Below are 22901 nucleotides of genomic sequence, written 5' to 3'. Positions count from 1 at the left end.
ACCGTTTGTCATTCAGGTTCCGCCGATGCCGGCGCCTCATGGCAACCAGGATAGAAGCCTTCGCAGTTGCAATAGACGCACGGATTTTTCTCGCAGGGTTTGAAATTGAACGCGAACGCCTGCGACTGCCCCGCAACCATGTGCCGAACCATTTCTGTTGCCTGCGCCGCAGTAAACAGGTTGGTCCCGGTCGGCTTATGCTTCATCGGGTGAGCAGTGTGCTCGTTGAAATCGGCCTTGAAGCTGATGCCGGCGTCTGGTCTGAAATCATCCGGCAGTCGCCACGTCAGAAAGCGCTCTACCATCTTGTTGATTTGATCTTCGGCCATCTAACTACCCCTTGATGCTGTGGGTGAAAAGCGGATAGGCATGGTCCGTTAGACGACGCGGCAGAGATGTGGCGTCATGTCGTAATCCGCGAGAGCAGAGCGAAGATGATCGAACTCCCTCGGAGTCACGATATTTTCTGAAACTGAGTTTGGACCTTCGATGGTGATTTTAATGTGGTTGTCGACCATTTGCCTGACGAAAATTTTAATCTGATGTCCAAATTCATTTGTGAACTCACGGACGGAAGTCACCGGCGTGTATTCTCGGTCGGCGGCCTCGACTTCGGCTTCCGCAATGAAAGGCTTAGGGTTCAGTTGATAAGGCATCATGATCTAGTTACTCCTTGCTGACGGTATCGTGAAAATCTGTTTGCGCATGATGCTGTCGGCCAAGGCGTTGCGCTCGTCGAACCAGAGCTTGCAGACCCACGCGCTGGGACGGTTGTAGGCAGGCTCGGGAAGATCGCTCTCGGTCATCATGGCCGTGGCCAAATCGAGCACGCGCTTCGGTGTGATCTTGAGTCGGAACATCACTGCGGGCTCAGGCTGGTGGTGACGTTCTGGACATCGATCAGCTTGTACTTGGCCGCCCAATCGCTCGGGCAGCGCTTCACAGAGTCATGCAGATCGCGAGCCTTGACATAGATGAACCGGCCCACCGGATCGCCAGCGGCAGGAGAGGGAATTTGCTTGCCGCTGAGCATCGCCTGGATGCCGGCCGGCATCTGGTCGAAGAACTTGACGCGCCACGCTGCGTCCGCAGTCGAGATCGCCGTGATGCCAGTGGCGATGATACCTTCAATCGCCATGTAGGGCTTGTGGAAGCCGAACAACGCGCTCGGCGTGTAGCAGATGTCCAAGTGCCAATCCTTGCGCAGATACATGGCGCAGGCCGACAGGCAGAGGCCGTCCACGACCACCTTGGCGCCTTTGATGATCTCGGCCTTTTCCTCGTAGCGCAGCAGCGCGCCGCCTGTGTCGCCGTCGATCACGTAGGCGATCTCTTTGGCGTAGGAGGCCGTAACGAAGCTGGAAAGGAATGCGGTGAGCAGCAGCTTGCGCATCATGCGAGCAGTCCCCTTGTCTCGCGGTTGGCGGTAACGCCCTGGTTCAGGGAGACGCGCTCCCCGGCTGCGGCGCCGGCCAGGTAGGATGGATCGAGGTCGCGACTGGCGCGGGTGCGGCGCTGCTCGATCTCGGTGCCGCGTTCCTTCAACGCCGCGTCGATCAGGGCGCGATGCAGCACAATCAGTCCGCTGCCCGTGGGCGTGGCAGGCTTGAGGGCTCGAATGCGTCGACGCAGCGTGTCGGCCATGCCGTCGAGATACGCGATGACGTGCGCTCGGCGATGGGCAGGGACTTTCAGCGCATACTGGTGCTCGACACGTCGCTTTCCGTCCTGCATGGCGCGGCTGCAAATCGCCAGCATGTATCTGGCAACCTCAACTTCATGGTCGAAACCGAAGAAGGTGATCGAGGTAGGATAGACGCCATTTGCGGACGACCAGTAGCGGCTGCCTGTCAAAAATGAGATGGCATCAGCGGGCTTCCAGAGCCGTTCTCCGATCAAGTCGTCATGCGATTTCCTGGTCTGCTCGGCGAATGGTTGCTCGCGCATCATCGCTTCGTCGAGCGTCATGTTGTGCTCAGCCAGCGTGTCGGCGAGCTTGCGCGCGGCGACGATCGCTTCGTCTTCCGTGCAGCCGTTCTCGACTGTCATGGCCGCCAGGGCGCGGATGCGCTTGGCTAGCTTCTCGCGTTTGGGATCAGACATCCCACTTCTCCAAGGCTTTGCAGAGCGCCAGCGGCAAGAGGATGTTCAGCGCGATCACGCCAAGAATGACGAGCGTTGCTGCTACCTCGGTGCCCCACATGGCCGTCTCCGTTGATGACTCTAATTCACACGTTTCAGAGAGAATGTCAATTTAAACGTGAAAGTCTGAGCGAGAAACTTAGACTTTGGGACCGGGCGATGTGGAGGTCGATGCGGGCGCATCGCGGCACGCTGGGAAAAAGTTTCCATCGCAGTTGCAGTAGATGTGTGGGTTCTTCTCGCAGGCCCGTAGTGTCTGCGCCTGCGCCCCAGTTGGACCAACGCCCGCAGAAGCTGCTTCGTTTAAGGAAGCGAGGGCGGCCCTGGCTACGTCCCCGCAGTCACAAAGTCGACTGCCATCTTCTTCCTTTGTGACGGGAATAGCTTTTGGAGTGACGCAGGTCGGGTCGCCATCCCAAGATGGCGTGTCAATCCAGTTTTCAGCATCGGCGTAAAACTTGAGCGCCTTCACCATGCTTTCCAAATTGCCAGTCATCTCACGCTCCGCTTCCGTGCTTGGGAACTGGCCTGCCGAAGTTCCCCGCATTGCGAAGGCGCGCCAGCACCCTCACCTCACCCTCCCAAAGACCGGGATCACCGAGTCCTTCCATTAAGTTGATGATGACTTCGGCGTCTTCGCGACTGATCTGCACTGATGCTCCCGCCTTCGCCGCCGCCAATCCAGCGCGATAGGCGGCAATCATATTGCCTGCCGAGAAGCTCGACGCATCATTGCTGTCAGGAAACCTATCGGCGATCCATTCCGTGGCTCTCGCCACGTCTGCGTTCGAGTAGGCGTTCGTTTCAACCTGTGTCATTTATAAGTCCCCCTGCTTTCGCGGCACGGTGCTGAATCGAACAGTGTGAGGGCAGCCCGGCCAGCCTCGGTGATTTCATATGGCTTCATGCTTGGCGGGCCGGGCGGCAACTTGTCTTTCGTGACGCACACAAAACCTGCACGCTCAAGCTCGCCCAAGGCGCAAACCTCGCCGAGATGGATGCCGGCATTGTCTGATAGGCCGATCCACTTCGACGTGCTGCCGCGCTTGAGAAGGCGAATATGGATTTCGCTTAGCTCTAGCGGAGGAATGGCACGAGCGTAATCGCTGTCCGTCTGCCCAGCGGGGCAGACAGCACGGGCGAGTTCGATGAGGTTGTCGTAAGCTTCTTCGAAAGCGGCATTGATGTATTCATGGCTATCCATCTCGGATGACAGCTTTTGATCCGCGAGGGTGCGCAGGGCGGTCTGCAGTTTTTCAATAACGTCTGCGGCTCGTTCGGCGGTTGGTGTACCAAAGATAGGGCCGCGCAGCCGCGCGAGAAGCGCAACGACTTCTTGATGAAGAAGTGCCTCGTCCTTAGTCAGGGGTCGTGAATGAATCGGGGCCTTGGTTGGCTCGATCTTCATAACATCGCGAGCGTAATCACTGTCCATTAGATCGACGCGGGTGAGGTTTGACGTAATATTGTAATCAAAAAGAGCGGAACGAAGTTGATCGAACTCCCTCGGCGTCACGATATTTTCCGAGATAGAGTTTGGACCTTCGATGATGATTTTGATGTGGTTGTCGACCATTTCCTTGGCGAAGATTTTAATCTTGTGTCCAAATTCATTGGTGAACTCGCGGATGGATGTCACTGGCGTTCCTTCGCGGTTGTAGGCGTCGACATCACATTCAAGAAAAAACGGCTTCGGGTTCGGTTGATAAGGCGTCATACATCAGTCCTTTCTGAGGCAATGCCGCCTCGCTTATTGGTGCTCAACTTTGATGCCTCTACTTCACACGTTTTATGGTGACTGTCAATTTAAACGTGAAAGTGCGAGCAAGAAAAATCAGGGCTGTTTTGACGCGACATCGAACAGCAGTGACACGCGCCAGGTCTCACCGTGGCAGGATACCGTGACGATGACTTCGCCCGTGTGGACGCGGCGCGGCAGCGGATCGTCGGTGTCGCGTGTCACATACTCGATCTGGTCGAACTCGATCGGGATGCCGCACTTCGGGCAGCGGATGTCCATCACCTGCACATCATCGACCTTCGCGCCCGGCCCGATAGGCGTGAACGGATTGCTGCCGGTGTTGTAATGCGGCAGGAACGTGACGCCTTCGCAGACGATTGGTTTGCCCCACTGGCCCATTAGCCCGCGACCTTGATGCTCATTTCGGGTTCCTCTTTCGCGCCTTTCTCTCGTCGTTCAGCTTTCGATAGAACAGGCTACTTCGCATCTCGGAGCGAGCAACCTTCACCATGCTCGGGATGCGTTCGATCTCCCATGGATAAGCGTCACCGATCGCCGCACGGCGCTTCACATCCTTTGCCTTGGCAATCCACTCGTAGGCTATGCGAGCGGCCTTGTTGGCGTAGTAGGTGTCGGAGTTGAAGGGCATCCTAGTCGTATTCCCAATGGCCGCACGCCTTGCAGCGTATGATCGGAGCGCCAAAGCCCCAACTGCGTTCCCAATCGTGCTTGCATTCCTGGGAGGCCTCGTCGAATGCTGCCTCGGCTTCCTGAGCGAAGCTGGACCGATCGCGGCCGTCTGCGATGGCAGCCCTGGCAAGTTTCAGCATCTCGTTCATTTTGGCTTGGACCCCCTCTGCTCAATCTTGTTTTGAAGACCCTCGGCCCTTCCTGCGAGGGCATCGATCTGGCGTTGCACCGTCTCAGGCAGGCCTTCCTCGCCGGCAACCTTGTAGGCTTCCATCAGAAGCCGCTTGGCAAGCATCAGTTTCTCGGCGGTTCGACTGTAAGCCACGATCTGGTCTCCTGTTCTGTTTTCACTTTTAACGTGAATATCTCTCACCCGTCAAGTGAAAATAACGAGCCCGTGTGATTTTCTTCGGTGTGAATTTCTCTGACTGTCTTAGCATACGTGAAAAACGGGAATCTAGAATCCGGGTCTATTTCTTTGGGGCCTATTTCTCCGGGTGGGCCTGGCGGCTGGCAGCCAGGGCGCGATCGAGGCCCGTTGCGCGCCAGGTCGCCGGGATCGAGGCCCGTTGCGCGCCAGGAATCGCGACTAGGACTGAATTCCTATGCCGTGATGTAATAACATTACGTCCCATTAACCGCGCCCGCGCTGCCCGACTTGCGCGGCCGGCCGCGTTGCCTATATCTTCAGCCGGTTCAACGGCTTAGGGGAGATGTCATGCGGCGATTGATTGGAGTCCTGCTAATAGGCGCGGCTGCCGTCGCGGTTGCCAATGCCATGGTCAGCCCGAGACCTGCCGCGCAAGCGACGGCGCCGCATGATATCGATTTCGCCAGGTGCAACCGGCTTGCCGACATCGCTAGCGCCGCAATGGCGCTCAGGCAGCTAGGAACGGCCGAGTCGGTCGCAATGCGCCAGGCCAGCGGCGACGCGGAAAGCATCGTTTCCCGCGCCTATGCCGAGCCAATAGCGGCAGCCGGCGACCGTGCGCTAGCTGCCCGCAACTTTGCCGATTCGATCAAACATGAATGCATAAGGGGATAGGCCGCGACGGGCAAAAGAAAAGCCCGGCTGCTAACCGGGCTTCGATCTAGTGCGGCACATAGCCTAACGCTACGGCGCTCCAAAGCGCCACGAAACAAAGCAGCGGCCAGAAATACCATGGTCGCGGCCGTGGCGCTGCCGGCGCCGTTTGACTCGGCGCGGGCCTTCTCGGGCGCTGCCGTGGCGCCGTGGGCGTTGGCAGGTCAACCGCGTGCAATGGCAGCCGGCCGCGCTGGATAGCAACGACTCGCCCTGGAAACGGCTTTCCTGCCTCATCTGGCGCGCTAACGATGGCTTGGCCAGTTGCCAGCCCGAGAATGCTTGCCGCGCTGATATTGCCCGGCATGGTCTCGGCAGCCGCTCTAAGCGCCTTATGATGCTGCGGCGTGGAAGCGCGCAACGCGTGCTGAATCCGCGTGGCAAGCTGCCCCGCGACGATGTAGGGCAGGTCGCTAGGCGATTGCGTGACGTAGATCAGGCCGACTCCCTTCGATCGAATGAGTCGCGTTATTTGCTCGATCCGCCGCACAACGGCAGCCGTGGCGCCGTCAAAGGCTAGATGCGCCTCATCTATCAGCACCATCAAGCCAGGTGCTGCCACGTCGCCAACTTCGCCTAAGCCGCTGTAGAGCGTTTCAAGGGTATGGGCGACGAATGCGCCATATAGGCCGGGCAGCCGCGTTAGCTCGGCAGCCGCGTAAACGGTAATCCCTTGCGTGTCGCGCGGATCGTGGCGCGGCATGTCGAAAGCCCACGGCGCGCCACGTTCAAGGCGCAATAGTGCACGCTGGACGGCGGCAACGGAAACGGGAGAAATCAGACCATAGCGCCCGCCCAAATCGTGCTGCAATGAATCGTTCAACAGGTCGCGCAAGTCGGCCAGCGTCACCACGGCGCGGCTCGAGTCTTCCGCCCATGCCAGGGCGATTTGCAGGGCGCCGGCTTGCGCGTCGCTTAGATCGAGCGCCCGCGCGATTAGGTCCGCGCCCATTGTGTCAATCCGCATTGCCGGCCGCATGAGATGCTGCCCGAGCGACGCTAGATCGCCTTTCGCGTCCAGAATCAAAACCGGGCAAGGCGCCCGCTCGGCAACGGCGCCAAGCGTGGTCGACTTGCCCGAGCCCGTGGCGCCGAAGATTCCCATATGCCGCGTGAGATAGCGGTAGGGGATCGCGGCGCCGCTGCCGACCTGTAAAGCCGTCATGCGACTTCCAATTCATAGAATGCGCGCCAGGCCTCTAGCACGGCCGCGTTGCCGCGACCTTCGGCAAGCTTTTCGCGGGCATACGCATAGCCGTCAGATGTCAACGGGTTTTCCAGAAACCGGCTGCACGCGTCGCAATGTTGCGGGCAATCCGCTTCGCCTCCGCCTTGACCATACGGGCCTTGCGGATAAGCATACGAGTCGCAGCCGGTTTCCATCAACTGAGCACTGGCGCCGGCTTCAATGCAAAGGCGTTCACGAATTCGCTCGGCACAAGTCGGGCAATACAATGCAGCCTGATAAACATAAGCTTTCATGGCAGGTTCCCCTTAGTCGCCGACGTAGATCATGAGGCTTTCGCCTTGCGGATAGAGCCGGCCGCCAACCGTGCCGTGCTCCGCCAACGCCTCCGCCTCTTGCCAATTCACATCGCCCAAGCCGTCGCCAGGGCAGAGGCTTTGGACTTCCCGCAAATCGCCCGCAGCGAATTGAAGGACAAGCGCATCAATTTCCGCGTCAGACCATCCGGCAATTTCGTCGTCATCCCACGCACCAAAGCCCTTTAGCCAGTGCTTGGCCTCATTTCGTTCCGAAGCAGTGAGCAACGGCCTTGCGCCGGCCTCTGCGGTCGCATTGCGCCATGACGTTGGGCCTGCATCTTTGCCGGCCTCTGCGATACTGCGGGATAGCTCGAAGGGGTCCACGTCGCCCACAAGGCGCGTCACATCAACATAAGCCATTGGTGATTCTCCCGTTAAACGTGAAAGTTTGTAAACCGAAAAGCGGTTAACCGTGTTGAGCGTTCATCTCGGCAGCAATGGTCTCAATTACCCAGTCGCTGGCGATTCCCTGCCCGGTTGTTGTGCGAGCCCAAACCGTCATGCCGCCAAAGTCGCGGTCGACCTTTTCGCCTTTTGCTTCGAGCTTTTCCGCAAGCCAGTCCGACACTATCCAGTGTTCGAACACTTCGCGGTCATAGGGTTCGATGTCGTTTGCCTCGCAAAGCTCTTGCCACTTCGTGCCGGTTTTCTCGCCCACCGAAAAGGCGCTTCCGTCCTTATGAGTGAAGGCGCCAGGCGTAGCGGTTTCGGTCCAGCCTTCCTGCAGCGCCGCTTCCTCAAAATCGGCGATAGGCGCTGCAAGTTCTGAAGCTTGCTCGCACAAATCCGCGAGATCGGGCCGCACGGCAGGGCGGAAACCGCTACCGGCCAGCGTGGAAACCAGCGACGACACGCAATAATGAACTTCAGCCGAAACCAGTTGATCAGGGGTTCTCATGATCTCAGGACTCCAGCCAGTGGCGCTTCGCCTGGATTGCCTGCCGCCGCGTGTCGCGACGGTTTCGGCCGCGAGGCGTGTTGGCAAAGTCGCCGCGACGGTAAGGGGATTCGTATTTCATGACTGGACTCCTTTTCTGCACTGCCGTCACGTCAACTCGTGACTTTCACATTAAACGTGAAAGTGAGAACTGAGTCAAGCGGCATTTCGAAGTTTCGGCGGAACGCGGATATGGGCGACGTGCTGCCTTGCCTCCGAGATAGCCAGCCGCACCATGTCGGGGAAATAGTGGCAGATGGAAACATTGCTGCCGAGTGACGCGCGCATGATCGAACAATTGCGGTTTCCAGGGTCGGAGTCGCGGTGCGCCGTCCAAAACTCGGCGAATGTGTCGGCGCTGTAAACCGAACCGCAAAGGGTATCCCGAGCGATCTCTTGGCCGTCCAACTCGACAATAACGGCCGAGTCGAACGCGACGAATTCGCCGTTATCAAGCGCGGCCTGAGTCTCCCCGTTTTCGTCGTCCCCGTCATACTGGTAAGCGGTGTCGGGCTCGATTTCCAGGCGCACGCGGAAACGTCGCGTTGCGTGTACCCATACCGTGCCGCTGCAGCGCCCATTGGCGACGGCAGCTTTGACGCGGGCGGAAAGCGGAATGTGTGTCATGGTCTCAGACTCCTTGTGTGATCTCAGCGCCAATAGGCGGTAAACATGCCGAGGCTACCGCGATAGGCGCGGCAATCGGCGATCATTTGATTTTCGAACGCGTCCAGGTCGGCGCAAGCCGTCTGCCAAGCCAGCCGCGTGGCGTCTGCCGCAAGCTTTAGACATTCGCTGAAAACCGTCTGCCGGTTCGGACCTGCCGCATAAACCGCGTTGCAAGCATTGTCCCGTGCGGCTCGCAATCTCTCATGCTTGGCGTGTTGCGCTTTCGTCATGATCGCCATAGCTCAGACTCCAACCGGCGACGGGCTGAGCGCTGCCGCGACGCGCGGGCGCATCTTGTTGCGGATGACGAAAATCTGCCGCTTGTAACGGCCATCCCGCAACCGGTTTGCGCACCGCAAGGCCTGCCTCATGTAGACATCCGCCGTGATCGGAAAGCCGTTCAACCAAGCGTGGCGCGCCATGGTGACAAGGGAAATGGCGTGTGCGTGATCCATGGTGATTCTCCCGTTAAAAGTGAAAGGCGAAGCGCGGCGCCGTGGCGTCGACACATTCGATTGACTGCCAGCCGGCCGGCACTCGGGCGCCCTGCCACGCGGCGACGCAATCGCTACCGCTGCCGGCAATGAATAGCTGCCCGTCATAGGTCACGACTCGGACTTCGAATTGCGGCGCCGGCTCGGGCAGCGGCTGCATTGTAACGGCAATGCCGAATGTCCCGACTCCCGTGGCAACCATAGCTGCAAGCAATTCCTTCATGGCGTGATTCTCCCGTTGAACGTGAAAGTTAGATGTCGCTTTGAATTTCGGCTTCGATAAGAGCCAGGTCTCTTTCCGTTTCGTCGACTACGTTCCGAATGCTGGCAAGCAACGAGTCCAGAGTATCGGCCATCTCTATTTCGGTAATGACGTATCTAAACGCGTCTAGTCGGCCGGAAACCCGGCTGCCGTGTTGCGATTTCAGCCGAGACTGCAATTCACTGACTTCGCGTCTCAGCTTGTTGCAATCGGCGATATAGTCGGCCTTACGCCTGCCGAAATAGCGTCGCTTGGCTACCATGGCCGACTCTCCCGTTGCGATCTAGGCGAAGAAATCGGCCGCTTTGGCGATAGACCACGCATCATTCCAAAGCTCTAAATCGGCCGTGTCTTCCGAGTCATTGAGAAATGCCGGTTCGCGGCCGAAGGTCTCCAGAAATGCCTCATGCATGGTCATGTTGGCGTCAACGTAGTCGTGGGAGTGGCAGACGCCAGAGTCTTCCGGCTCGGCCTTGTTGGCGTCGCACATGGCGCGGAATTCCCGCGTCGAAAGTACCTCTTGCATCTTGCTTCCGAAGGCGCGGGCGAGCTTGATTTTTTCCTGAATAGTCATCTTCCGACTCCTTAAATCTTGCCTATGGTGACGCTCACAACGCGCACGGTTTCGCCGGTCTCACGGCTGATAAGGTCGCGGCCAATTTTGCGCCGTTCACCTATGGCGAAATTCTCGGCCTGCGGCGCCGTATGCGTATCATGGTGATGCGTCGCGCCGTCTGCATAATGCGTGGTGACACGCCAATTGCGCGGCATGGCGGCAAGAGCTTCTAGGCGTTTGGTGATATCCATAGCGGTTGATCCCGTTGATTGCTTAGATTGCGACGCGGCGACGGAAAGCCGCCAGATTGGCAGCGCGACGCTTTGCGCGGCGCCGGTCGCTACGGTTGCGGCGCCTATCGGCTGCCGTCACATGTGCCACATAGCAGCCGAGCATGATCAAGCCGCAAAGCCCGATCAGGCCGAGCAAGATAATGTTGACTGCGGCCTGCGGATTGGCAGTTGCGAAAGCGATCAAAGCGGCCATTTGCGTATTCCCGTTGCTAAGTGACTTTCACACTAAACGTGAAACTAATTGCTGAGTCAACAGGTTTTAGACGCGGCGACGTTCAATCGCCCAAACAACTGCAGCCGTCACTGCCAGTGCGGCGCAAAGCAGAATGACGACAAGGCCTAGATTTGCGAGCGTCCAGATAATCGCGGACAAAGCCGCCATGCCGAAACCGATTGGCGAAACAACCGCCCAAATCAGCAGGCCAAGCAAAATCAAACCGGCACCAAGGTCGTGGGCGAGGTCCAAAGTCGTTTCGATGAAAGCGCGCATTTGCGTATTCCCGTTGCTAAGTGACTTTCACACTAAACGTGAAACTAGCCGCCGAGTCAACACCTATTTGCGGCAGGTCTCACGCGTGCGCGGGATTCCTTTCCTGCCTTGGCCGGCCTCGACGATGCGGCCGCAGACCTGGCAGCGCTAGGCCTAGCCCGTGGCAGCCTATGCCGTGCGCCTAGCTGCCCGCGTCATGCATCAATGGCGTTTGGACAAGCCGGCCTGCCCGGCGACCTGGCAGCCGTGGCAGGCTGCAGGTCAAATCGAATGGATCGAAGCCGGAAACCGTAATCCTTTCAATGCGTTGCGATGTATCATCATTGCCTCGTTGCGCTGTATCGCATTTGCCCTCGACGACGAAAAAGCGAATGATTTCAATGCGTTGGTGGCTCCGGGTCCTTCCCCGAGGGGTCGCTGGACGGCGGGAGACGCTGAGCGCGATTCACGCGGGATTTGAAAATTTCGGCAGCGAAACGACTTCTGAGGCTTATATTCCTATCTGTTAACCGGGTTCTGGTTGATTTGCGGCAGAGAAACGGCCTCTCAGTTGCTCTCAGTGTGGTTTTTGGAGACTGAGCGCGAAAAACGTAACAAAATCAACGGTCCTCTCAGTCTCTCAGTCTCTCAGTCAAAAATGTAAGTAGTTTATATAGAGAAGGGATCTGAAGGCAGGCCATAAGGCCGGCAAGCTGGTCGTGTACCCCCGCTGCAAACTATATGGAAACCGACTGAGCTAAGTGAGAGACTGAGAATCGGGGCAGAAAATAGAACTGATCGCATTTCCGTCGCGAAGGGCAGATGCGATACAGCGCATCATCGGATACAGCGCATCGGGCATGAAAAAACCCGCCGAAGCGGGTCAGTTCAAACCTATTCGATGATCGCTTGTATTCAAGTTTTCGGTCGCGTGTAGACGCGGCATTTCCCGAACTTTTTGTTGACTTCGGCAGTCATGACCGGCCCATCCGTGCGCGGCCAGCCGACCACCAGCATGGCGCGGCCGATCTTGATGGACTCGGAGTGGGGCACCGTGCCGTCGCGGCCGAGCATGTCTTCCCAAATCTGCTGCACGCAGGTCTCGTTGCGGTAGGCCTTTGGGGCGTCGATATCGAGGTCGTCAAAGCGCTCGTCGGTGCCGATCGGCTGGTCGAGCCAGGCGCCGATCTTGCCTGCCAGAATTTCTTCAGCGGTCTCGATGCGGCGGCTCTCCTGCATGACGACGGCCATATCGGCGGCCTTGTCGGTCAGGAACAGGGGCAGCGTGGCGCCCTGGTAGCGCTTCTCCATGTCGCGGAAGATGTGCAGCGCCTCGGCCCACACCTGCATAATTTCCCGGCGCAGCCGGGGATTGTCGATTTGCCCTTCCAGCTTGCAGACGATGGGCCAGAAGCGCCGGCCGCCCGTCTGGTCGCGCAGGTACTCGCGATCGTTGGTCGAGCCGATGAAGATGCACTGGCGCGGGAACTCGCGGGCGCGCTTCTCCCAGGCGAGGCGGGCCTTGTCCTCGGTGCGGCTGACGAAGGCCTTGAGATCGTTTACCTCGGCGCGAGCCATGGACGACAGTTCGCCGATTTCCAGCACCCAAGAGCCCTGCATGATCTCGATCATCTGCTTCGGGTCGCTGATGTCGCCCGTAAGCTCGTTGTACCACTGCAGGCCGATGATCTCGATGAAGGTGGATTTGCCCTTGCCCTGCGCGCCTTCGAGAATCGGCACGAAGTCGAACTTGTGGCCGGGCCGGTAGACGCGCGCCACGGCGCCGACGAAGGTCATCAGCGAGGCCTGGCGATAGTAGTCGTTGTCGTCGCAGCCGAGGTAGTCAATGAACAGGCGCTCGACGCGCGGCTTGCCGTCCCAGGTCGTGGATTCGATGAGCTTCTTGACCGGGTGGAAGCTGCGCTTCTGCGCGGACATGTCGATGCCGCCCTTGAGATCGCGGTCAGTGACCTTGATCCCGTAGCCCTTCATCTGCGTCTTGCTCTCGATGATGTTGCGAAGGGCGATGTCGTGGCTGTCGGTCCAGTTGTCGCCGTTCAGATCGTCCTTCAAGTCCCACAGGCGGCCGGCCAGGTTGGCGGGCTCGTGCCCTGAGTCGCGCTTCTTGTTCACGCGCCTCGGCGCGACCTTGAGCACGACTTCCTGCTTAAACTCGTTGAAGGCGACGATGCCGCGTATGCGGGGATCGTTGTCGACGATCAGGGCGATGTTCGGCAGGGTGCTCTTGATCTCGCCTTCCTCGTTGCGGTGCAGCTTGCTCAGCCAGTCGGGATCAACGTCATCTTTTTGCTCCGCTTTCGCGGCGGGCTGGGGATCGCCGCCGAGCAAATCGGAAAGGTCGTTGCTGTCGCCGAGCAGGTCCGACAGGTCGTTGCTCGACTTGGCGGGAACGACGGCCGGCAGGTCGAAGCCATCGTCGTCGTCATCGAAGCCGAACTCGGCCTTGAGCTTGTTGGTGTTGGCGATCTGGATGAGCGACGCCATGCGGACAGGGTTCTTGCTGTTCTCGCTGAATGAGCGCCAGCGCACCGCCGCGTTCTTCGCGTCGAATTTCTCGGATTGCTTCGCCCATTCGCACCAGCGCTCGAAGCCTTCGTTGGCGCCACGGAACTGGTGATGCAGCGCCATGCCGACCTGCACATATTCGTCGTAGTGCGCGCCCGCGCCGTCGTTGGGAATGTGTTTCAGAACGTCGGTGATCTGCTCTGATGTCAGGTCCATCGGATCGGCGCGGACGATCGCGAACAGATCATCTTCGTCTTCCGGCTCGGAGACCGAGGTTTGGACGTTCCACCCGTCGATCGTGTCGGCCGGGATGATCGGGCCGATGCCGAAGGCGATCATGTCGAGATCGAGCGGCCGTTCCCAACGATAGGGAAGCTTGGTGTCGGGATGGATCGAGGGCGGCAGCACGACCTGGACGCCAGTGCCGAACAGATCGACCATCCAGTCATGCTTGACGACGTAGCGCTGCTTCTTGTCGTCCCAAATCTTCTCGAAGCTCTTGGATTGGGCGAAGGTCTTCTTGCGCAGCGGCCGATCCGAAAGGAAATACAGGTGACGGCTCTCGCCGCCCGATCCGCTGATCACCGATGGCAGCGAGCGCGCGCCGGCATACAGCGACTCGACAACGGCCCATACCTCGGCAGCGAGTTCCGGCTTGCGAATGTCGATGTCGAGCACATGCAGGTAGCCGGCTTCGGTCTTCGACGGCTCACCGAGCCGGATGCCGATGTTGGCGTTGCGTCGATAGGATTTGCGGAGCGCTGCTTCGTCCTGAAACGGCGCTTTCGACCATTGATCCTCGATCGGCCGCTTCTCGAACGGCACCAACCAATGCAGAGACGCGCCGGCCTCGATCAGAGAGCGGACGGAATCGAGCACGCCGTTGAGCGTGGGAGCATTTTGCATTACCGAACCCGTAGGGTCAGAGGTCAAGGAACGGGATCAGGTCTACCTTCTTGAGCTTCCCCTTGCCGTTCTCGCACAGCGCCAGGAGCGACTTGACCGCACGCGGCGACAGGCGCTGTTCCTTGAACCAGCGATAGACGGTGAAGCGGGCGTTTTGCGTGCCCTTGCTCAGGGCCAACGTGTCGATCCGATCGCCCTTGATGAGCTTGGGCGGGAGCTTGTTCAGCAGGAGCTTATAGAGCGGCGAGTCGTAGCTGATCGAGTAATCGCTTTTGCTCGGGCGCCCAAACTTGTTCGGCTCCTTCGCGGTGGTCTGCGGGTCGAGTTCCATCGTGTCCCCTTGGTTGGATTTGCCTGACCTTAGCCTCACGGCTTCGTAAAATCAAGTTAAACGTGAAAATATTGCACACCGGGCTTGAAACGTGCCTTCAAACGTGATTTAACGATGATGCATTCACGTTTTGCGTGATTTAAAGCTCAACCCACGGAGACACCATGAGCCTCGAAGCTGCCCTTGCGGAACACACCGCAGCCCTGAAAGCCAATACCGCCATCAACGCCGATCTTCTCGCCGCCACCAAGGACCTTCTCGCCCTGCGCAACGACGCAATCGACAAGGTGAGCGCCGCCGTCAACAACGGCAAGGGCGCCAAGGACAAGAAGACCGATACGGCCGCAACCGAGAACAAGGTCGGCGAGGATGCCGGCAAGGGGCAGATTTCGACGAGCCCCGAGAACCGCGCGAACCCCTACGAGGGCATCAAGGAACTGATCGCCGGCTACCTGACCGAGATCGACCGCCCCGAGGAACGCGAGGCGCGCAAGGAGAAGATCAGGAACCTGCTCAACCACGAGAAGATCAAGAAGCCGGATGTCGAGAAGGCCACCGCCGCCGACCACATCAAGGAAGACGCCATCGACCTGTTCAAGGACCAGATCGCCAAGCTGAAGGCGAAGGGCGCGCTCACCGAGCCGGCCAAGAAGTCCGACGATCTCGATCTCTGATCTCAGCCGTTCCGCAGTTCCTCCCGGCAGCGCGCCGGGAGGCGCTTCGGCGGCGAGCAGGCCTGAGAAACTGAGCCTCCCAAGCTCTCAGGAACGGGTTGTTCCCTGCGGCCTCCTGCTCGCCTCCCAAGTGCCTCGAACACCATGGAGAGACAACGGTGAACTTCTTCGGCAAATCCCTTTTCGGCAAGACCGTCTTCGCGAAGATCATGAACCGCGAGATCGGCAACACCCTGGGCAACCCTCTCGGCGAAGGCAGCGGTGCCTTCCGGGCTCGCAAGGCCACACTGGCAGCGATGACAGGCGGCAAGGGCTTCCGCACGCCGGCCAAGCAGCCACGCGTCTATTCGGACGGCCTGACGCGCGGTCAGCGCAAGCGGATGCGGCGTGACATCTGCATCGTGAAGGAAGCTCGCCGCCAAAAGGAGGCGTGCGAGAAGATGTCCGAGCGCAGCGCCATTCCTTTCGACGCGCTCAAGTTCCAATTCGGCTGCCTGGCACGCTGATGCTGGCTCCCGATCTGACCCCGAAATATCGGCACGTGCTTGTCGACGGCACCGGGGAGCGCATCGCTTCCAAGGTGCTGCTCGAAACGCCGAACGCCTTCATGACGCCGGCCGGAATGTTCGACAAGTCGACCAAACGGAAGTTCGGCGATCCAACCGTTTCCTATTACGGCCCGTTCACGGCCGAAGGTGACATGGAGAACCGGCCGTGAACCGTCACCGCGTCCGCTACTACAAGCCAACGGTCGGCTCGGATCACATTCCCGATCCGTGGGCCTGGTTGGACACCGCAATCCCGGTGGCGCTCTGCCTGATCGCCCTCGGCATCATCGGTGCAACAGCGTGGTTTCAATGATCACCTTCGACGAGATCAGGAAGCAGGGCTCGGGCATCCGAGTCCACGGAAACGGCTTCATTCAGATTGACCTGCCTGACAACAAGCGGGTCAATGTTTGGGGCCATCCCGCGATCCCGCGCCAGAACGTGGCGACGCAGCTTCACGATCACCGCTTCGACTTCTACAGCTTCGTGCTGCGCGGCGCGATGGTCAACGCGACCTATACTGTCTACCCCGCTCTACCTGCCACCCATGACGTTTACACGCCCATGGCGCGGGAGGGAGAGGACACGATTCTCGTTCCGTTCGGCGAGCCGTTGCGCGTCAGACCATATCACGCCCATGTCTACGCGGCCGGCGAGAGCTACAGGCTGCCCGCAGGAATGGTCCACGAAACGTTCGTCAACCAACCTACGGCGACGCTGATGCTCAAGGGCGATGTTCGGCCGATAACGCCGCGCGTCTTCTGCTCGATCGGCAAGAATCCCGACAACGACTTCGTGCGGCACCAGGCCATGGGGGAAGCCGACCTGTGGGAGATCGTGAGGGACGTTTTCGCATGACTGAACATGCCCGTCTCTCGCCTTCCGGCTGCGACCGTTGGAGCACCTGCACTGCGTCGGTGGCTCTGATCGACAAGCTGCACCTGGAAGGCGAGATCGGCGACCGCGAGTCTTCCGAATGGTCTGCCGAGGGCACCGTGGCGCATGAAGTGCGCGAGATGTGCTTGAAGTACGGGCTCGATCCGCACCACTTCGTCGGCGCCGTCATCAGCGCAGATGGTTTCACCTACACCGTTGACGACGAGATGGCCGGGCATCTGCAGCCGGGCATTGATTGGGTGCGCCAGCACACCGGGCAGCCGCACGTCGAGATTCGCGTTGACGTGTCTTCATGGCTGCCAGGGCAGTTCGGCACCTGCGACACCGGCTGGCTGAGCCATCTTCTGTCGACGACCACGCTGTACATCAGCGACTTGAAATACGGAATGGGCGTGCCCGTGGACGCCGTGGGCACCAAGCAGTTGCGCATCTATGCGCTCGGAATTTGGGAATTTCTCGGCCGCCCGCAGGTCGACAAGATCGTTCTCAACATCGACCAGCCGCGCGCTGGCGGCATGAAATTTTGGGAAATCACGCTCGACGAACTGCTCGCCTTCGGCGAGGAAATGAAAGCCGTCTACGCCAAGATCGAGAGCGGCGATGTCGAGTTCAAGCCGAGCCATAAGGGCTGCCGCTGGTGCCCGGTTAAGGATTTGGTCGGCGGCTGCGCGGCGCGCAACAAGTGGCTGCTCGAAATGTTCGTCGAACTGCTAGTTCGTCTGCTGACCGGCAAAGATGTCGACGGAATTGAGATCACGCCCGAGCGCCGTTGGCACATCGTAAAGCACGCGCCCGACATCCGTGCTTGGCTCGCCAAGCAGCACGAGGAAAGCCTAACTGCCGCGATCAATGGCACGCCCGATCCGGGCTCGAAGGCCGTGGCCGGCGACCTGGGCGACCGCTACTTCCGCGACGGGAAGAAGGCCGAAGGGCTGCTCGTCGATGCGCTTGGCGAGAAGGCTTACAAACCGCGACAACTCATCGGCATTGGCGAGATTGAAAAGCTCGTCAAGCCAGGCAGGAAAAAGCAGGGACACCCGGAGACATGGGAGAAACTGCTGAAGCTGGTGGATCGACCACAGGGCAAGCCCAAGTTGGTGCCGGCTGACCATCTAAGACCGGCCCTTGGGCCGATCGAGGATGCGTTTGACGATCTCGACTGACAACCGCTGCAACCGACTACTGACTACTGACAACCGAAAACAGGAAACCGAGCAAATGGCATTCGACGATAAATCAAACGATGGCCGCACCGTCCAGCTTAAGGGGGTGCGTCTCTCCTTCACCGACTCGCTGAAGGACAAGAAGAAGACCGCAGAGGACGGCGAACCGAAGCATAGCTTCAACGTCATCCTGGAAAAGAGTTCGCCGCACTACCAGGCCAACTTCGACAAGGTGATGTCGGCCATCAAGCGGGCCGGCGAAGTCGCATGGAAGAATCCTGACGCCTACAAGACCATTCAGGAGGATAATCCGAAGCGCCTCTGCTTCAAAAAGGGCGAGCGGTTCAAGAACAAGCGGGACGGCAAAATCTACGCCGGCTATGAGGGCAACTATGCCTTCTCGGCGTCGGGTCCGTCCGGTGGCCAGAAGCGCCCGAAGCTTCTCGATCGCCGCAAGCGGGTTCTCCGCGACCAGGCGACTGGCGAGCAGATCGAGCGCAACATGGTCTTCTCCGAGAACGAAATCCTCGACATCTTTTACGGTGGTGTGACCGCCGACGTGATCGTGTCGTTCTTCGGCACGGAGAAGGGCTCCAACGGCATTTTCTGCTCGGGCGAAGCTATCCGTTCTCACGAGGAAGGCGAGCGCATGGGCGGCGGTGTCTACGTCGATGCCGACGACTTCGACGACCTCGAAGACAATGGTTTCGACTCCGGCCCGTCGAGCAAGCCGGCCGACAAGAAGACCGACGATTTCGACTTCTGATCAGCCTGATTGGGGCGGTTTCGGCCGCCCCATTTTTCACGTTTAACGGGAAAATCACATGAATTTCACGCACTGCATGATCGATTTGGAAACCATGGGCACCGCTCCGAATGCACCCGTTGTTGCGATCGGCGCCATCTACTTCGATCCTGATACGGGCGCTCTCGGCGAGACCTTTGACGCGGCCATCGACGTGGAAGACGCAGTGCGCTACGGCCGCGTTTCGGGCTCGACGCTGAAATGGTGGCTAGGGCAGGGCGATGCAGCGCGGCAAAAGGTGGTTCGCGGTCGGCATCCGGCTCAACTGGTTTTCGAGAAGTTCCACGAGTTCTGCCGCAAGCACGGGACGGGCATCAAGCCGTGGGGCAACGGCTCGTCGTTCGACATCACCATTCTCGAATATGCATTCGGGCGCATTCTCGACAAGCCGGCGCCCTGGGAGTTCTGGAACGTGCGCGACTGCCGCACGGTCAAGGAACTGGCCGCCAAACTTCCCCCGTATACAGGCACGCTCGAAGGCACCGCACACACGGCGCTCGACGACGCCACCCACCAGGCCAAGTGGGTCTCGTTCTATTGGCAGGCACTGCGCGGGAAGCCGGTGGCTGAGCCGCCGAAGCCAGCCGCTGTCACCGAGTCACTCGAAGACCTACTCGCGTGAGTGTCATGCAAAAGTACCGCCAAAAACCCCTGGACGACTACTCCAACTCGCCTGGAATGCCGCTCAAGGAGGCGCTGTTCAACGCCGTGGGCGACACAGTTGGCATGGCGCATGTCTTTGCCGTGCGACTGATGATCGAGCGGCTTGCCGAGGCCGGCATCCTGAAAACGGAAGACCTGATCGACATCCTAAACTACGGCCGGGGATGGGGACCGACGCGCAAGGACTACGAGTGGGAGGTAGTTGAGCCCGAGATCGATGTCAGAAGCCTTCAAATTCTGACCGACGCTGGAGTCATTTCGACCGATGAGGACTTGCTGGTTTGAGCAACATCTTCACCGACATCGAATGCTATCACGACTTCTTCTACATCGGCTTCAAACGCGAAGAAGACGGCAAGCGCGTCGGCGTAGAATACAGCCGGCGCCAGCCTGTCTACGACCGCGCATATGTGCGCAGCGTACTCATGCGCAACACGTCCATTGGCTTCAACAGCCTCCCCTACGACTTGCCGATGATCTGGTATTCGCTCGACGAAGAAGTGACGCCTGCGAAGTTGAAGGCCGCGTCCGATCGGATCATCCGGGGCAGGGTGCCGTGGTGGGAGGTTGAAGACCTTCTCGGCATCCGCATTCCGTTCGAACTAAAGCAGCGCCACATCGACCTGATCGAGCCGCAGCCGAACGCGATTGCCAGCCTCAAGACGCTCAACGGGCGGATGCACGGCAAACAGTTGCAAGACCTGCCATTCGACCCTGACATGCGGCTCAGCGACGAGCAGATGGATATCGTCGCCAATTACTGCCTGCATTCCGATCTCGACGCTACGCACAATCTCTGGAACGCCCTGGCCGAACCGCTCGAACTGCGCCGCGCGCTCGGGCCGCACTACGGCAAGAACTTCATGTCGAAGTCGGACGCGCAGATCGGCGAGATGATCGTCAAGACGCGTGTCGAGCAGTTGAGCGGCAGCCGGCCGGAAAAGGCGTCGATCAAGGCCGGCACGACGTTCCGCTATCCGATCCCCGACTTCATGAAGTTCGAGACGCCCGAGTTGCAGGCGATCGTCGATCGGCTCCGCGACACCGACTTCATGATCACCGACGAGGGCAAGGTCGACATGCCGAAGTGGCTGGCGGAAACGTCAGTCACCCTCGGCGACACGATCTACCAGATGGGCATTGGCGGGCTCCACTCGACGGAAGCAAACCGCTGCCTGCAAACGACCGACACGCATGTTCTGGTCGACGCCGACGTGGCCTCGCAGTACCCGGCAATCATTCTGCTGCTTGGCCTCTACCCGAAGGCTCTCGGCGCCCACTTCCTGGAAGTCTATCGCGAGATCAAGGCCGAACGCCTGAAGGCGAAGAAGCGGTCCAAGGAAATCAAGGATGAACTGAAAAAGGTCAACGATCCCGACCGGAAAAAAGCGCTCGAAGCCGAACTGGAAAGCTGCAAGGTCAAGGACAAGGGCTTCAAGATTGCGCTCAATGGCGTGTACGGGAAGCTCGGCAGCCGGCATAGCGTGCTCTACGCGCCGCATCTGCTGATCTCGGTGACGCTGACGGGCCAGTTAACGCTGCTCATGCTCATCGAGCGCGCAGAGAAGGCTGGCATCAAAGTCGTCAGCGGCAACACCGATGGCGTCATGTTCCATTGCCCGCGCGAGCATTATGCGGGGCTCGACGGCGACCGTTTGAAGCCGTCCCTGCTTGCCGACATCTGCGATCAGTGGGAGCGCGACACCACGCTCGATCTGGAATTCGGCCAGTACCAGGCGATCTACAACCAGTCGGTCAATTCCTACTTCGCGATCAAACAGGACGGTGGCCACAAGCGCAAAGGCCCGCTCGGCAACCCGTGGAGCGAGCACCCCGACGACTTCGATCCGGTGCGCGGTCAGTTGATGAAGAATCCGCAGGCGACGATCTGTTCGGACGCGGCGCTGATGTGCATCAAGAACGGCACGCCCGTGGAAGTGACGATCCGCAACTGCCGCGACATCAAGCAGTTCGTCACGGTGATCAAGGCGCAGGGCGGCGCGACCTGGCGCGGCGAATATCTCGGCAAGACCGTGCGATACTATTGGGGTCTCGATGGCGAGCCCATCTTCAAGGCCAAGCCGCACGAGTCGACGGGCAACTTCGCCAAGGTGCCCAAGACTGATGGCGCCATTGAGTGCATGAGGCTGCGCGACGAGTTCCCCGCCGACATCGACTATGGCCGCTACATCGCCGAGGCCGAAACGATCCTCGTTGACCTTGGTTTCTATGGTCCAAAAATCGAGCCGCGCAAGCCCCTTCGCCTGACGAAGGCTAATCGGCTCACCTTCTATGCGATGTGGGCGCTCGCTGCATGACAATCGGGATTTATTCAATACTCAACCTGGTCGACGGCAAGCGCTATATCGGCAAATCAATAGATATCGAACGGCGATGGGATCAACATCGCAAGGGCCAGACTAATCGGCATCTCCATAACGCATTTAAAAAGTATGGCTTGGCGTCCTTCCGAGTCGAAATTTTGGAGCAGTTCGAAGTTGTAGATGAACATGCGTTAGCCGAGCGCGAACTGGCGGCGATGGACATATACAAGACCTGCGACCGCCGCTTTGGCTACAATCTTCGGAGAGACAGTTCTAGCGGCATGATCGTTCACGAGGAATCGCGAGCGAGAATGTCCTTGTCGCACCTGCTCAGAGAACCGCCGTCACAAGAAGCTCGCGATAAGCACCTGGCGGCAATGTCGTCCCCCGCAACCCGCGCGAAAATATCTGCGGGACACCGGGGGAAGAAGCGCTCTGCTGAGCATCGAGCCAATTTAGGGAAAGCGAATTCGAAGCGGCGTCCACCGTCGCCTGAAACCAGGGGCAAGCTGGCGACGGCTGCGCGCTTGTCCGCTGGAAACCGGGGAAAGCGCCATTCCCCTGACGCAATCGCAAAGATGTCGATCGCTGCCAAGCAGCGACGTGCGCGGAGCAAGGCAATGACGATTTGGATGACCGCCCCATGAGGGTGCCCGACGACTTCGATTTCACCCAACGCACGCTCGAAGCCAATGAAGAACTGGAGGCCGTCGCGTGGGCCGAAAACAACGGCTGGCTGGTGCGCAAGATGCAGTATCAGGGGCGCCATAGCTGCCCGGATCGACTGTTCGCCGGCCACGGTCATCTGCTGCTGATCGAGATGAAGAAACGCGGCAAGACGCCCTCCCGCGACGGCAAGCTTTCAAAGGGACAGGTTGAAGAATTCAAGCGCTACGCCGCTGTCGGTGTCACGGTGCATGTCTTCTACACGGCTGCCGACGTGATTGCGTTCCTGCAGACCAAGATGCTGCTCGTATGAGCTTCGATCTCGATCTGTCGGACCTGCTCGACGACGAGCCGGCGCCGCCGCCGCCGCCGATCGGCCACAATGGTGGCCCGTCGATCCGACCGCGCTCCGATATGCGCGGGACGCAGCGGCTGATTTCCGACATCATCAAGGATTGCCCGGCAAAGCTCATCATCTCAGCGATGGGCTCGGGCAAGACCGCCGCCACGCTCGAT

Annotated in this window: 42 protein-coding genes; 15 read left to right on the top strand and 27 right to left on the bottom strand. The window is 59.4% G+C overall.

Annotated elements, in window-relative coordinates:
- Positions 1 to 8: 8 nt before the first annotated feature.
- The 12 genes from EN780_RS38665 to EN780_RS03340 form a co-directional block, all read right to left on the bottom strand.
- Complete coding sequence (locus tag EN780_RS38665; protein ID WP_189556353.1) at positions 9 to 329, bottom strand: hypothetical protein; 321 nt, start codon at positions 327 to 329, stop codon at positions 9 to 11.
- Positions 330 to 377: 48 nt separating this feature from the next.
- A complete protein-coding gene (locus EN780_RS03390; protein WP_128272079.1) occupies positions 378 to 659 on the bottom strand; it encodes a hypothetical protein in 282 nt (93 codons plus the stop codon).
- Between the two features lie 3 nt (positions 660 to 662).
- The gene (locus tag EN780_RS03385; RefSeq protein ID WP_128272077.1) at positions 663 to 860 is read right to left on the bottom strand and encodes a hypothetical protein; all 198 of its coding nucleotides are present in this window, start codon (positions 858 to 860) and stop codon (positions 663 to 665) included.
- Positions 860 to 1396, bottom strand: a complete 537-nt coding sequence (locus EN780_RS03380; protein ID WP_128272074.1) for a hypothetical protein — start codon at positions 1394 to 1396, stop codon at positions 860 to 862. The genes EN780_RS03385 and EN780_RS03380 overlap by 1 nt, the downstream gene beginning before the upstream one ends.
- Positions 1393 to 2103: a hypothetical protein gene (locus EN780_RS03375; RefSeq protein WP_128272072.1), complete on the bottom strand. Its 711-nt coding sequence runs from the start codon at positions 2101 to 2103 to the stop codon at positions 1393 to 1395. The genes EN780_RS03380 and EN780_RS03375 overlap by 4 nt, the downstream gene beginning before the upstream one ends.
- 178 nt (positions 2104 to 2281) lie before the next feature.
- Positions 2282 to 2638 (bottom strand): hypothetical protein, encoded by a 357-nt coding sequence (locus EN780_RS03370; RefSeq protein WP_128272070.1) that lies wholly within the window; start codon positions 2636 to 2638, stop codon positions 2282 to 2284.
- A 1-nt stretch (position 2639) separates the two neighbouring features.
- On the bottom strand, positions 2640 to 2960 hold the full coding sequence (locus tag EN780_RS03365) for a hypothetical protein (RefSeq protein WP_128272068.1): 321 nt from the start codon (positions 2958 to 2960) through the stop codon (positions 2640 to 2642).
- On the bottom strand, positions 2957 to 3859 hold the full coding sequence (locus EN780_RS03360; RefSeq protein WP_128272066.1) for a hypothetical protein: 903 nt from the start codon (positions 3857 to 3859) through the stop codon (positions 2957 to 2959). The genes EN780_RS03365 and EN780_RS03360 overlap by 4 nt, the downstream gene beginning before the upstream one ends.
- A 117-nt stretch (positions 3860 to 3976) precedes the next feature.
- On the bottom strand, positions 3977 to 4282 hold the full coding sequence (locus tag EN780_RS03355) for a hypothetical protein (RefSeq protein ID WP_128272064.1): 306 nt from the start codon (positions 4280 to 4282) through the stop codon (positions 3977 to 3979).
- 19 nt (positions 4283 to 4301) lie between these two features.
- Positions 4302 to 4532: a hypothetical protein gene (locus EN780_RS03350; RefSeq protein ID WP_128272062.1), complete on the bottom strand. Its 231-nt coding sequence runs from the start codon at positions 4530 to 4532 to the stop codon at positions 4302 to 4304.
- 1 nt (position 4533) lies between these two features.
- Complete coding sequence (locus EN780_RS03345; protein ID WP_128272060.1) at positions 4534 to 4722, bottom strand: hypothetical protein; 189 nt, start codon at positions 4720 to 4722, stop codon at positions 4534 to 4536.
- The gene (locus EN780_RS03340) at positions 4719 to 4898 is read right to left on the bottom strand and encodes a hypothetical protein (protein ID WP_128272058.1); all 180 of its coding nucleotides are present in this window, start codon (positions 4896 to 4898) and stop codon (positions 4719 to 4721) included. The genes EN780_RS03345 and EN780_RS03340 overlap by 4 nt, the downstream gene beginning before the upstream one ends.
- Before the next feature lie 393 nt (positions 4899 to 5291).
- On the opposite strand from EN780_RS03340, the gene EN780_RS03335 reads away from it, so the two are divergent.
- Complete coding sequence (locus EN780_RS03335) at positions 5292 to 5618, top strand: hypothetical protein (RefSeq protein WP_128272056.1); 327 nt, start codon at positions 5292 to 5294, stop codon at positions 5616 to 5618.
- 46 nt (positions 5619 to 5664) lie between these two features.
- Here the strand turns inward: EN780_RS03335 and EN780_RS03330 are convergent, their stop codons facing one another.
- The 13 genes from EN780_RS03330 to EN780_RS03270 all read right to left on the bottom strand — a co-directional run bounded on the left by EN780_RS03330 (position 5665) and on the right by EN780_RS03270 (position 10903).
- Complete coding sequence (locus EN780_RS03330) at positions 5665 to 6822, bottom strand: helicase HerA-like domain-containing protein (protein WP_128272054.1); 1158 nt, start codon at positions 6820 to 6822, stop codon at positions 5665 to 5667.
- A complete protein-coding gene (locus tag EN780_RS03325) occupies positions 6819 to 7139 on the bottom strand; it encodes a hypothetical protein (protein WP_128272052.1) in 321 nt (106 codons plus the stop codon). Before EN780_RS03325 ends, EN780_RS03330 begins: the two co-directional genes overlap by 4 nt.
- 12 nt (positions 7140 to 7151) lie before the next feature.
- On the bottom strand, positions 7152 to 7562 hold the full coding sequence (locus EN780_RS03320; protein WP_128272050.1) for a hypothetical protein: 411 nt from the start codon (positions 7560 to 7562) through the stop codon (positions 7152 to 7154).
- A 46-nt stretch (positions 7563 to 7608) separates the two neighbouring features.
- Positions 7609 to 8100 (bottom strand): hypothetical protein, encoded by a 492-nt coding sequence (locus EN780_RS03315; protein WP_128272048.1) that lies wholly within the window; start codon positions 8098 to 8100, stop codon positions 7609 to 7611.
- 195 nt (positions 8101 to 8295) lie between these two features.
- Positions 8296 to 8766, bottom strand: coding sequence for a hypothetical protein (locus tag EN780_RS03310; protein WP_128272046.1), 471 nt, complete (start codon positions 8764 to 8766; stop codon positions 8296 to 8298).
- Between the two features lie 23 nt (positions 8767 to 8789).
- Positions 8790 to 9047: a hypothetical protein gene (locus EN780_RS03305; protein WP_128272044.1), complete on the bottom strand. Its 258-nt coding sequence runs from the start codon at positions 9045 to 9047 to the stop codon at positions 8790 to 8792.
- Positions 9048 to 9050: 3 nt separating this feature from the next.
- Positions 9051 to 9263 (bottom strand): hypothetical protein, encoded by a 213-nt coding sequence (locus tag EN780_RS03300; RefSeq protein WP_128272042.1) that lies wholly within the window; start codon positions 9261 to 9263, stop codon positions 9051 to 9053.
- 13 nt (positions 9264 to 9276) lie between these two features.
- Positions 9277 to 9525 (bottom strand): hypothetical protein, encoded by a 249-nt coding sequence (locus tag EN780_RS03295; protein ID WP_128272040.1) that lies wholly within the window; start codon positions 9523 to 9525, stop codon positions 9277 to 9279.
- Between the two features lie 28 nt (positions 9526 to 9553).
- The gene (locus EN780_RS03290) at positions 9554 to 9826 is read right to left on the bottom strand and encodes a hypothetical protein (protein WP_128272038.1); all 273 of its coding nucleotides are present in this window, start codon (positions 9824 to 9826) and stop codon (positions 9554 to 9556) included.
- Between the two features lie 21 nt (positions 9827 to 9847).
- Complete coding sequence (locus tag EN780_RS03285; protein ID WP_128272036.1) at positions 9848 to 10138, bottom strand: hypothetical protein; 291 nt, start codon at positions 10136 to 10138, stop codon at positions 9848 to 9850.
- Between the two features lie 11 nt (positions 10139 to 10149).
- Positions 10150 to 10371 carry a hypothetical protein gene (locus tag EN780_RS03280; protein WP_128272034.1) on the bottom strand — a complete coding sequence of 74 codons (222 nt, stop codon included), beginning with the start codon at positions 10369 to 10371 and terminating at the stop codon, positions 10150 to 10152.
- A gap of 22 nt (positions 10372 to 10393) precedes the next feature.
- The gene (locus tag EN780_RS03275; protein ID WP_128272032.1) at positions 10394 to 10606 is read right to left on the bottom strand and encodes a hypothetical protein; all 213 of its coding nucleotides are present in this window, start codon (positions 10604 to 10606) and stop codon (positions 10394 to 10396) included.
- A gap of 66 nt (positions 10607 to 10672) precedes the next feature.
- Positions 10673 to 10903 (bottom strand): hypothetical protein, encoded by a 231-nt coding sequence (locus tag EN780_RS03270; RefSeq protein ID WP_128272030.1) that lies wholly within the window; start codon positions 10901 to 10903, stop codon positions 10673 to 10675.
- Positions 10904 to 11063: 160 nt separating this feature from the next.
- Here EN780_RS03270 and EN780_RS03265 point away from each other — a divergent pair, with 160 nt between their 5' ends.
- Positions 11064 to 11363 (top strand): hypothetical protein, encoded by a 300-nt coding sequence (locus tag EN780_RS03265; RefSeq protein WP_128272028.1) that lies wholly within the window; start codon positions 11064 to 11066, stop codon positions 11361 to 11363.
- Between the two features lie 434 nt (positions 11364 to 11797).
- On the opposite strand, the gene EN780_RS03260 is transcribed toward EN780_RS03265, so the two are convergent.
- Positions 11798 to 14314: a VapE domain-containing protein gene (locus EN780_RS03260; protein WP_128272026.1), complete on the bottom strand. Its 2517-nt coding sequence runs from the start codon at positions 14312 to 14314 to the stop codon at positions 11798 to 11800.
- A gap of 16 nt (positions 14315 to 14330) precedes the next feature.
- Entirely contained in the window at positions 14331 to 14645 is a 315-nt protein-coding gene (locus tag EN780_RS03255) for a hypothetical protein (protein ID WP_128272024.1), read from the bottom strand.
- A gap of 164 nt (positions 14646 to 14809) precedes the next feature.
- On the opposite strand from EN780_RS03255, the gene EN780_RS03250 reads away from it, so the two are divergent.
- The 13 genes from EN780_RS03250 to EN780_RS03195 form a co-directional block, all read left to right on the top strand.
- Positions 14810 to 15319 (top strand): hypothetical protein, encoded by a 510-nt coding sequence (locus tag EN780_RS03250; protein WP_128272022.1) that lies wholly within the window; start codon positions 14810 to 14812, stop codon positions 15317 to 15319.
- 158 nt (positions 15320 to 15477) lie between these two features.
- Positions 15478 to 15825 (top strand): hypothetical protein, encoded by a 348-nt coding sequence (locus EN780_RS03245; RefSeq protein ID WP_128272020.1) that lies wholly within the window; start codon positions 15478 to 15480, stop codon positions 15823 to 15825.
- Positions 15825 to 16037, top strand: a complete 213-nt coding sequence (locus EN780_RS03240; protein ID WP_128272017.1) for a hypothetical protein — start codon at positions 15825 to 15827, stop codon at positions 16035 to 16037. Before EN780_RS03245 ends, EN780_RS03240 begins: the two co-directional genes overlap by 1 nt.
- On the top strand, positions 16034 to 16180 hold the full coding sequence (locus EN780_RS38660; RefSeq protein ID WP_189556351.1) for a hypothetical protein: 147 nt from the start codon (positions 16034 to 16036) through the stop codon (positions 16178 to 16180). The genes EN780_RS03240 and EN780_RS38660 overlap by 4 nt, the downstream gene beginning before the upstream one ends.
- Positions 16177 to 16725 (top strand): hypothetical protein, encoded by a 549-nt coding sequence (locus tag EN780_RS03235; RefSeq protein ID WP_128272015.1) that lies wholly within the window; start codon positions 16177 to 16179, stop codon positions 16723 to 16725. Before EN780_RS38660 ends, EN780_RS03235 begins: the two co-directional genes overlap by 4 nt.
- Positions 16722 to 17927, top strand: coding sequence for a DUF2800 domain-containing protein (locus EN780_RS03230; RefSeq protein WP_128272013.1), 1206 nt, complete (start codon positions 16722 to 16724; stop codon positions 17925 to 17927). Before EN780_RS03235 ends, EN780_RS03230 begins: the two co-directional genes overlap by 4 nt.
- Before the next feature lie 55 nt (positions 17928 to 17982).
- Positions 17983 to 18693, top strand: coding sequence for an ssDNA-binding protein (locus EN780_RS03225; RefSeq protein ID WP_189556349.1), 711 nt, complete (start codon positions 17983 to 17985; stop codon positions 18691 to 18693).
- 58 nt (positions 18694 to 18751) lie between these two features.
- A complete protein-coding gene (locus EN780_RS03220) occupies positions 18752 to 19354 on the top strand; it encodes a 3'-5' exonuclease (protein WP_128272009.1) in 603 nt (200 codons plus the stop codon).
- A gap of 5 nt (positions 19355 to 19359) precedes the next feature.
- A complete protein-coding gene (locus tag EN780_RS03215) occupies positions 19360 to 19680 on the top strand; it encodes a hypothetical protein (protein WP_128272007.1) in 321 nt (106 codons plus the stop codon).
- Positions 19677 to 21713 carry a DNA polymerase domain-containing protein gene (locus EN780_RS03210; RefSeq protein ID WP_128272006.1) on the top strand — a complete coding sequence of 679 codons (2037 nt, stop codon included), beginning with the start codon at positions 19677 to 19679 and terminating at the stop codon, positions 21711 to 21713. Before EN780_RS03215 ends, EN780_RS03210 begins: the two co-directional genes overlap by 4 nt.
- Positions 21710 to 22366, top strand: a complete 657-nt coding sequence (locus tag EN780_RS03205) for a GIY-YIG nuclease family protein (protein ID WP_128272004.1) — start codon at positions 21710 to 21712, stop codon at positions 22364 to 22366. Before EN780_RS03210 ends, EN780_RS03205 begins: the two co-directional genes overlap by 4 nt.
- On the top strand, positions 22363 to 22698 hold the full coding sequence (locus EN780_RS03200) for a hypothetical protein (protein ID WP_128272002.1): 336 nt from the start codon (positions 22363 to 22365) through the stop codon (positions 22696 to 22698). The genes EN780_RS03205 and EN780_RS03200 overlap by 4 nt, the downstream gene beginning before the upstream one ends.
- Positions 22695 to 22901: hypothetical protein (locus EN780_RS03195; protein ID WP_133372574.1), on the top strand; the 207-nt coding region annotated here is incomplete at its 3' end. The genes EN780_RS03200 and EN780_RS03195, both read left to right, overlap by 4 nt.

Source organism: Mesorhizobium sp. M4B.F.Ca.ET.089.01.1.1 (assembly GCF_004022605.1).
Taxonomy (GTDB): domain Bacteria; phylum Pseudomonadota; class Alphaproteobacteria; order Rhizobiales; family Rhizobiaceae; genus Mesorhizobium; species Mesorhizobium abyssinicae.
The sequence above is the reverse complement of the archived record's forward strand: the minus strand, read 5'-3'. Positions and strand labels throughout refer to the sequence as shown.

Coding starts and splice junctions, on each gene's coding strand:
- EN780_RS38665 (WP_189556353.1), bottom strand. CDS start 329: ATGGCCGAAGATCAAATCAACAAGATGGTAGAGCGCTTTCTGACGTGG.
- EN780_RS03390 (WP_128272079.1), bottom strand. CDS start 659: ATGATGCCTTATCAACTGAACCCTAAGCCTTTCATTGCGGAAGCCGAA.
- EN780_RS03385 (WP_128272077.1), bottom strand. CDS start 860: ATGTTCCGACTCAAGATCACACCGAAGCGCGTGCTCGATTTGGCCACG.
- EN780_RS03380 (WP_128272074.1), bottom strand. CDS start 1,396: ATGATGCGCAAGCTGCTGCTCACCGCATTCCTTTCCAGCTTCGTTACG.
- EN780_RS03375 (WP_128272072.1), bottom strand. CDS start 2,103: ATGTCTGATCCCAAACGCGAGAAGCTAGCCAAGCGCATCCGCGCCCTG.
- EN780_RS03370 (WP_128272070.1), bottom strand. CDS start 2,638: ATGACTGGCAATTTGGAAAGCATGGTGAAGGCGCTCAAGTTTTACGCC.
- EN780_RS03365 (WP_128272068.1), bottom strand. CDS start 2,960: ATGACACAGGTTGAAACGAACGCCTACTCGAACGCAGACGTGGCGAGA.
- EN780_RS03360 (WP_128272066.1), bottom strand. CDS start 3,859: ATGACGCCTTATCAACCGAACCCGAAGCCGTTTTTTCTTGAATGTGAT.
- EN780_RS03355 (WP_128272064.1), bottom strand. CDS start 4,282: ATGGGCCAGTGGGGCAAACCAATCGTCTGCGAAGGCGTCACGTTCCTG.
- EN780_RS03350 (WP_128272062.1), bottom strand. CDS start 4,532: ATGCCCTTCAACTCCGACACCTACTACGCCAACAAGGCCGCTCGCATA.
- EN780_RS03345 (WP_128272060.1), bottom strand. CDS start 4,722: ATGAACGAGATGCTGAAACTTGCCAGGGCTGCCATCGCAGACGGCCGC.
- EN780_RS03335 (WP_128272056.1), top strand. CDS start 5,292: ATGCGGCGATTGATTGGAGTCCTGCTAATAGGCGCGGCTGCCGTCGCG.
- EN780_RS03330 (WP_128272054.1), bottom strand. CDS start 6,822: ATGACGGCTTTACAGGTCGGCAGCGGCGCCGCGATCCCCTACCGCTAT.
- EN780_RS03325 (WP_128272052.1), bottom strand. CDS start 7,139: ATGAAAGCTTATGTTTATCAGGCTGCATTGTATTGCCCGACTTGTGCC.
- EN780_RS03320 (WP_128272050.1), bottom strand. CDS start 7,562: ATGGCTTATGTTGATGTGACGCGCCTTGTGGGCGACGTGGACCCCTTC.
- EN780_RS03315 (WP_128272048.1), bottom strand. CDS start 8,100: ATGAGAACCCCTGATCAACTGGTTTCGGCTGAAGTTCATTATTGCGTG.
- EN780_RS03310 (WP_128272046.1), bottom strand. CDS start 8,766: ATGACACACATTCCGCTTTCCGCCCGCGTCAAAGCTGCCGTCGCCAAT.
- EN780_RS03305 (WP_128272044.1), bottom strand. CDS start 9,047: ATGGCGATCATGACGAAAGCGCAACACGCCAAGCATGAGAGATTGCGA.
- EN780_RS03300 (WP_128272042.1), bottom strand. CDS start 9,263: ATGGATCACGCACACGCCATTTCCCTTGTCACCATGGCGCGCCACGCT.
- EN780_RS03295 (WP_128272040.1), bottom strand. CDS start 9,525: ATGAAGGAATTGCTTGCAGCTATGGTTGCCACGGGAGTCGGGACATTC.
- EN780_RS03290 (WP_128272038.1), bottom strand. CDS start 9,826: ATGGTAGCCAAGCGACGCTATTTCGGCAGGCGTAAGGCCGACTATATC.
- EN780_RS03285 (WP_128272036.1), bottom strand. CDS start 10,138: ATGACTATTCAGGAAAAAATCAAGCTCGCCCGCGCCTTCGGAAGCAAG.
- EN780_RS03280 (WP_128272034.1), bottom strand. CDS start 10,371: ATGGATATCACCAAACGCCTAGAAGCTCTTGCCGCCATGCCGCGCAAT.
- EN780_RS03275 (WP_128272032.1), bottom strand. CDS start 10,606: ATGGCCGCTTTGATCGCTTTCGCAACTGCCAATCCGCAGGCCGCAGTC.
- EN780_RS03270 (WP_128272030.1), bottom strand. CDS start 10,903: ATGCGCGCTTTCATCGAAACGACTTTGGACCTCGCCCACGACCTTGGT.
- EN780_RS03260 (WP_128272026.1), bottom strand. CDS start 14,314: ATGCAAAATGCTCCCACGCTCAACGGCGTGCTCGATTCCGTCCGCTCT.
- EN780_RS03255 (WP_128272024.1), bottom strand. CDS start 14,645: ATGGAACTCGACCCGCAGACCACCGCGAAGGAGCCGAACAAGTTTGGG.
- EN780_RS03250 (WP_128272022.1), top strand. CDS start 14,810: ATGAGCCTCGAAGCTGCCCTTGCGGAACACACCGCAGCCCTGAAAGCC.
- EN780_RS03240 (WP_128272017.1), top strand. CDS start 15,825: ATGCTGGCTCCCGATCTGACCCCGAAATATCGGCACGTGCTTGTCGAC.
- EN780_RS03235 (WP_128272015.1), top strand. CDS start 16,177: ATGATCACCTTCGACGAGATCAGGAAGCAGGGCTCGGGCATCCGAGTC.
- EN780_RS03230 (WP_128272013.1), top strand. CDS start 16,722: ATGACTGAACATGCCCGTCTCTCGCCTTCCGGCTGCGACCGTTGGAGC.
- EN780_RS03225 (WP_189556349.1), top strand. CDS start 17,983: ATGGCATTCGACGATAAATCAAACGATGGCCGCACCGTCCAGCTTAAG.
- EN780_RS03220 (WP_128272009.1), top strand. CDS start 18,752: ATGAATTTCACGCACTGCATGATCGATTTGGAAACCATGGGCACCGCT.
- EN780_RS03215 (WP_128272007.1), top strand. CDS start 19,360: ATGCAAAAGTACCGCCAAAAACCCCTGGACGACTACTCCAACTCGCCT.
- EN780_RS03205 (WP_128272004.1), top strand. CDS start 21,710: ATGACAATCGGGATTTATTCAATACTCAACCTGGTCGACGGCAAGCGC.
- EN780_RS03200 (WP_128272002.1), top strand. CDS start 22,363: ATGAGGGTGCCCGACGACTTCGATTTCACCCAACGCACGCTCGAAGCC.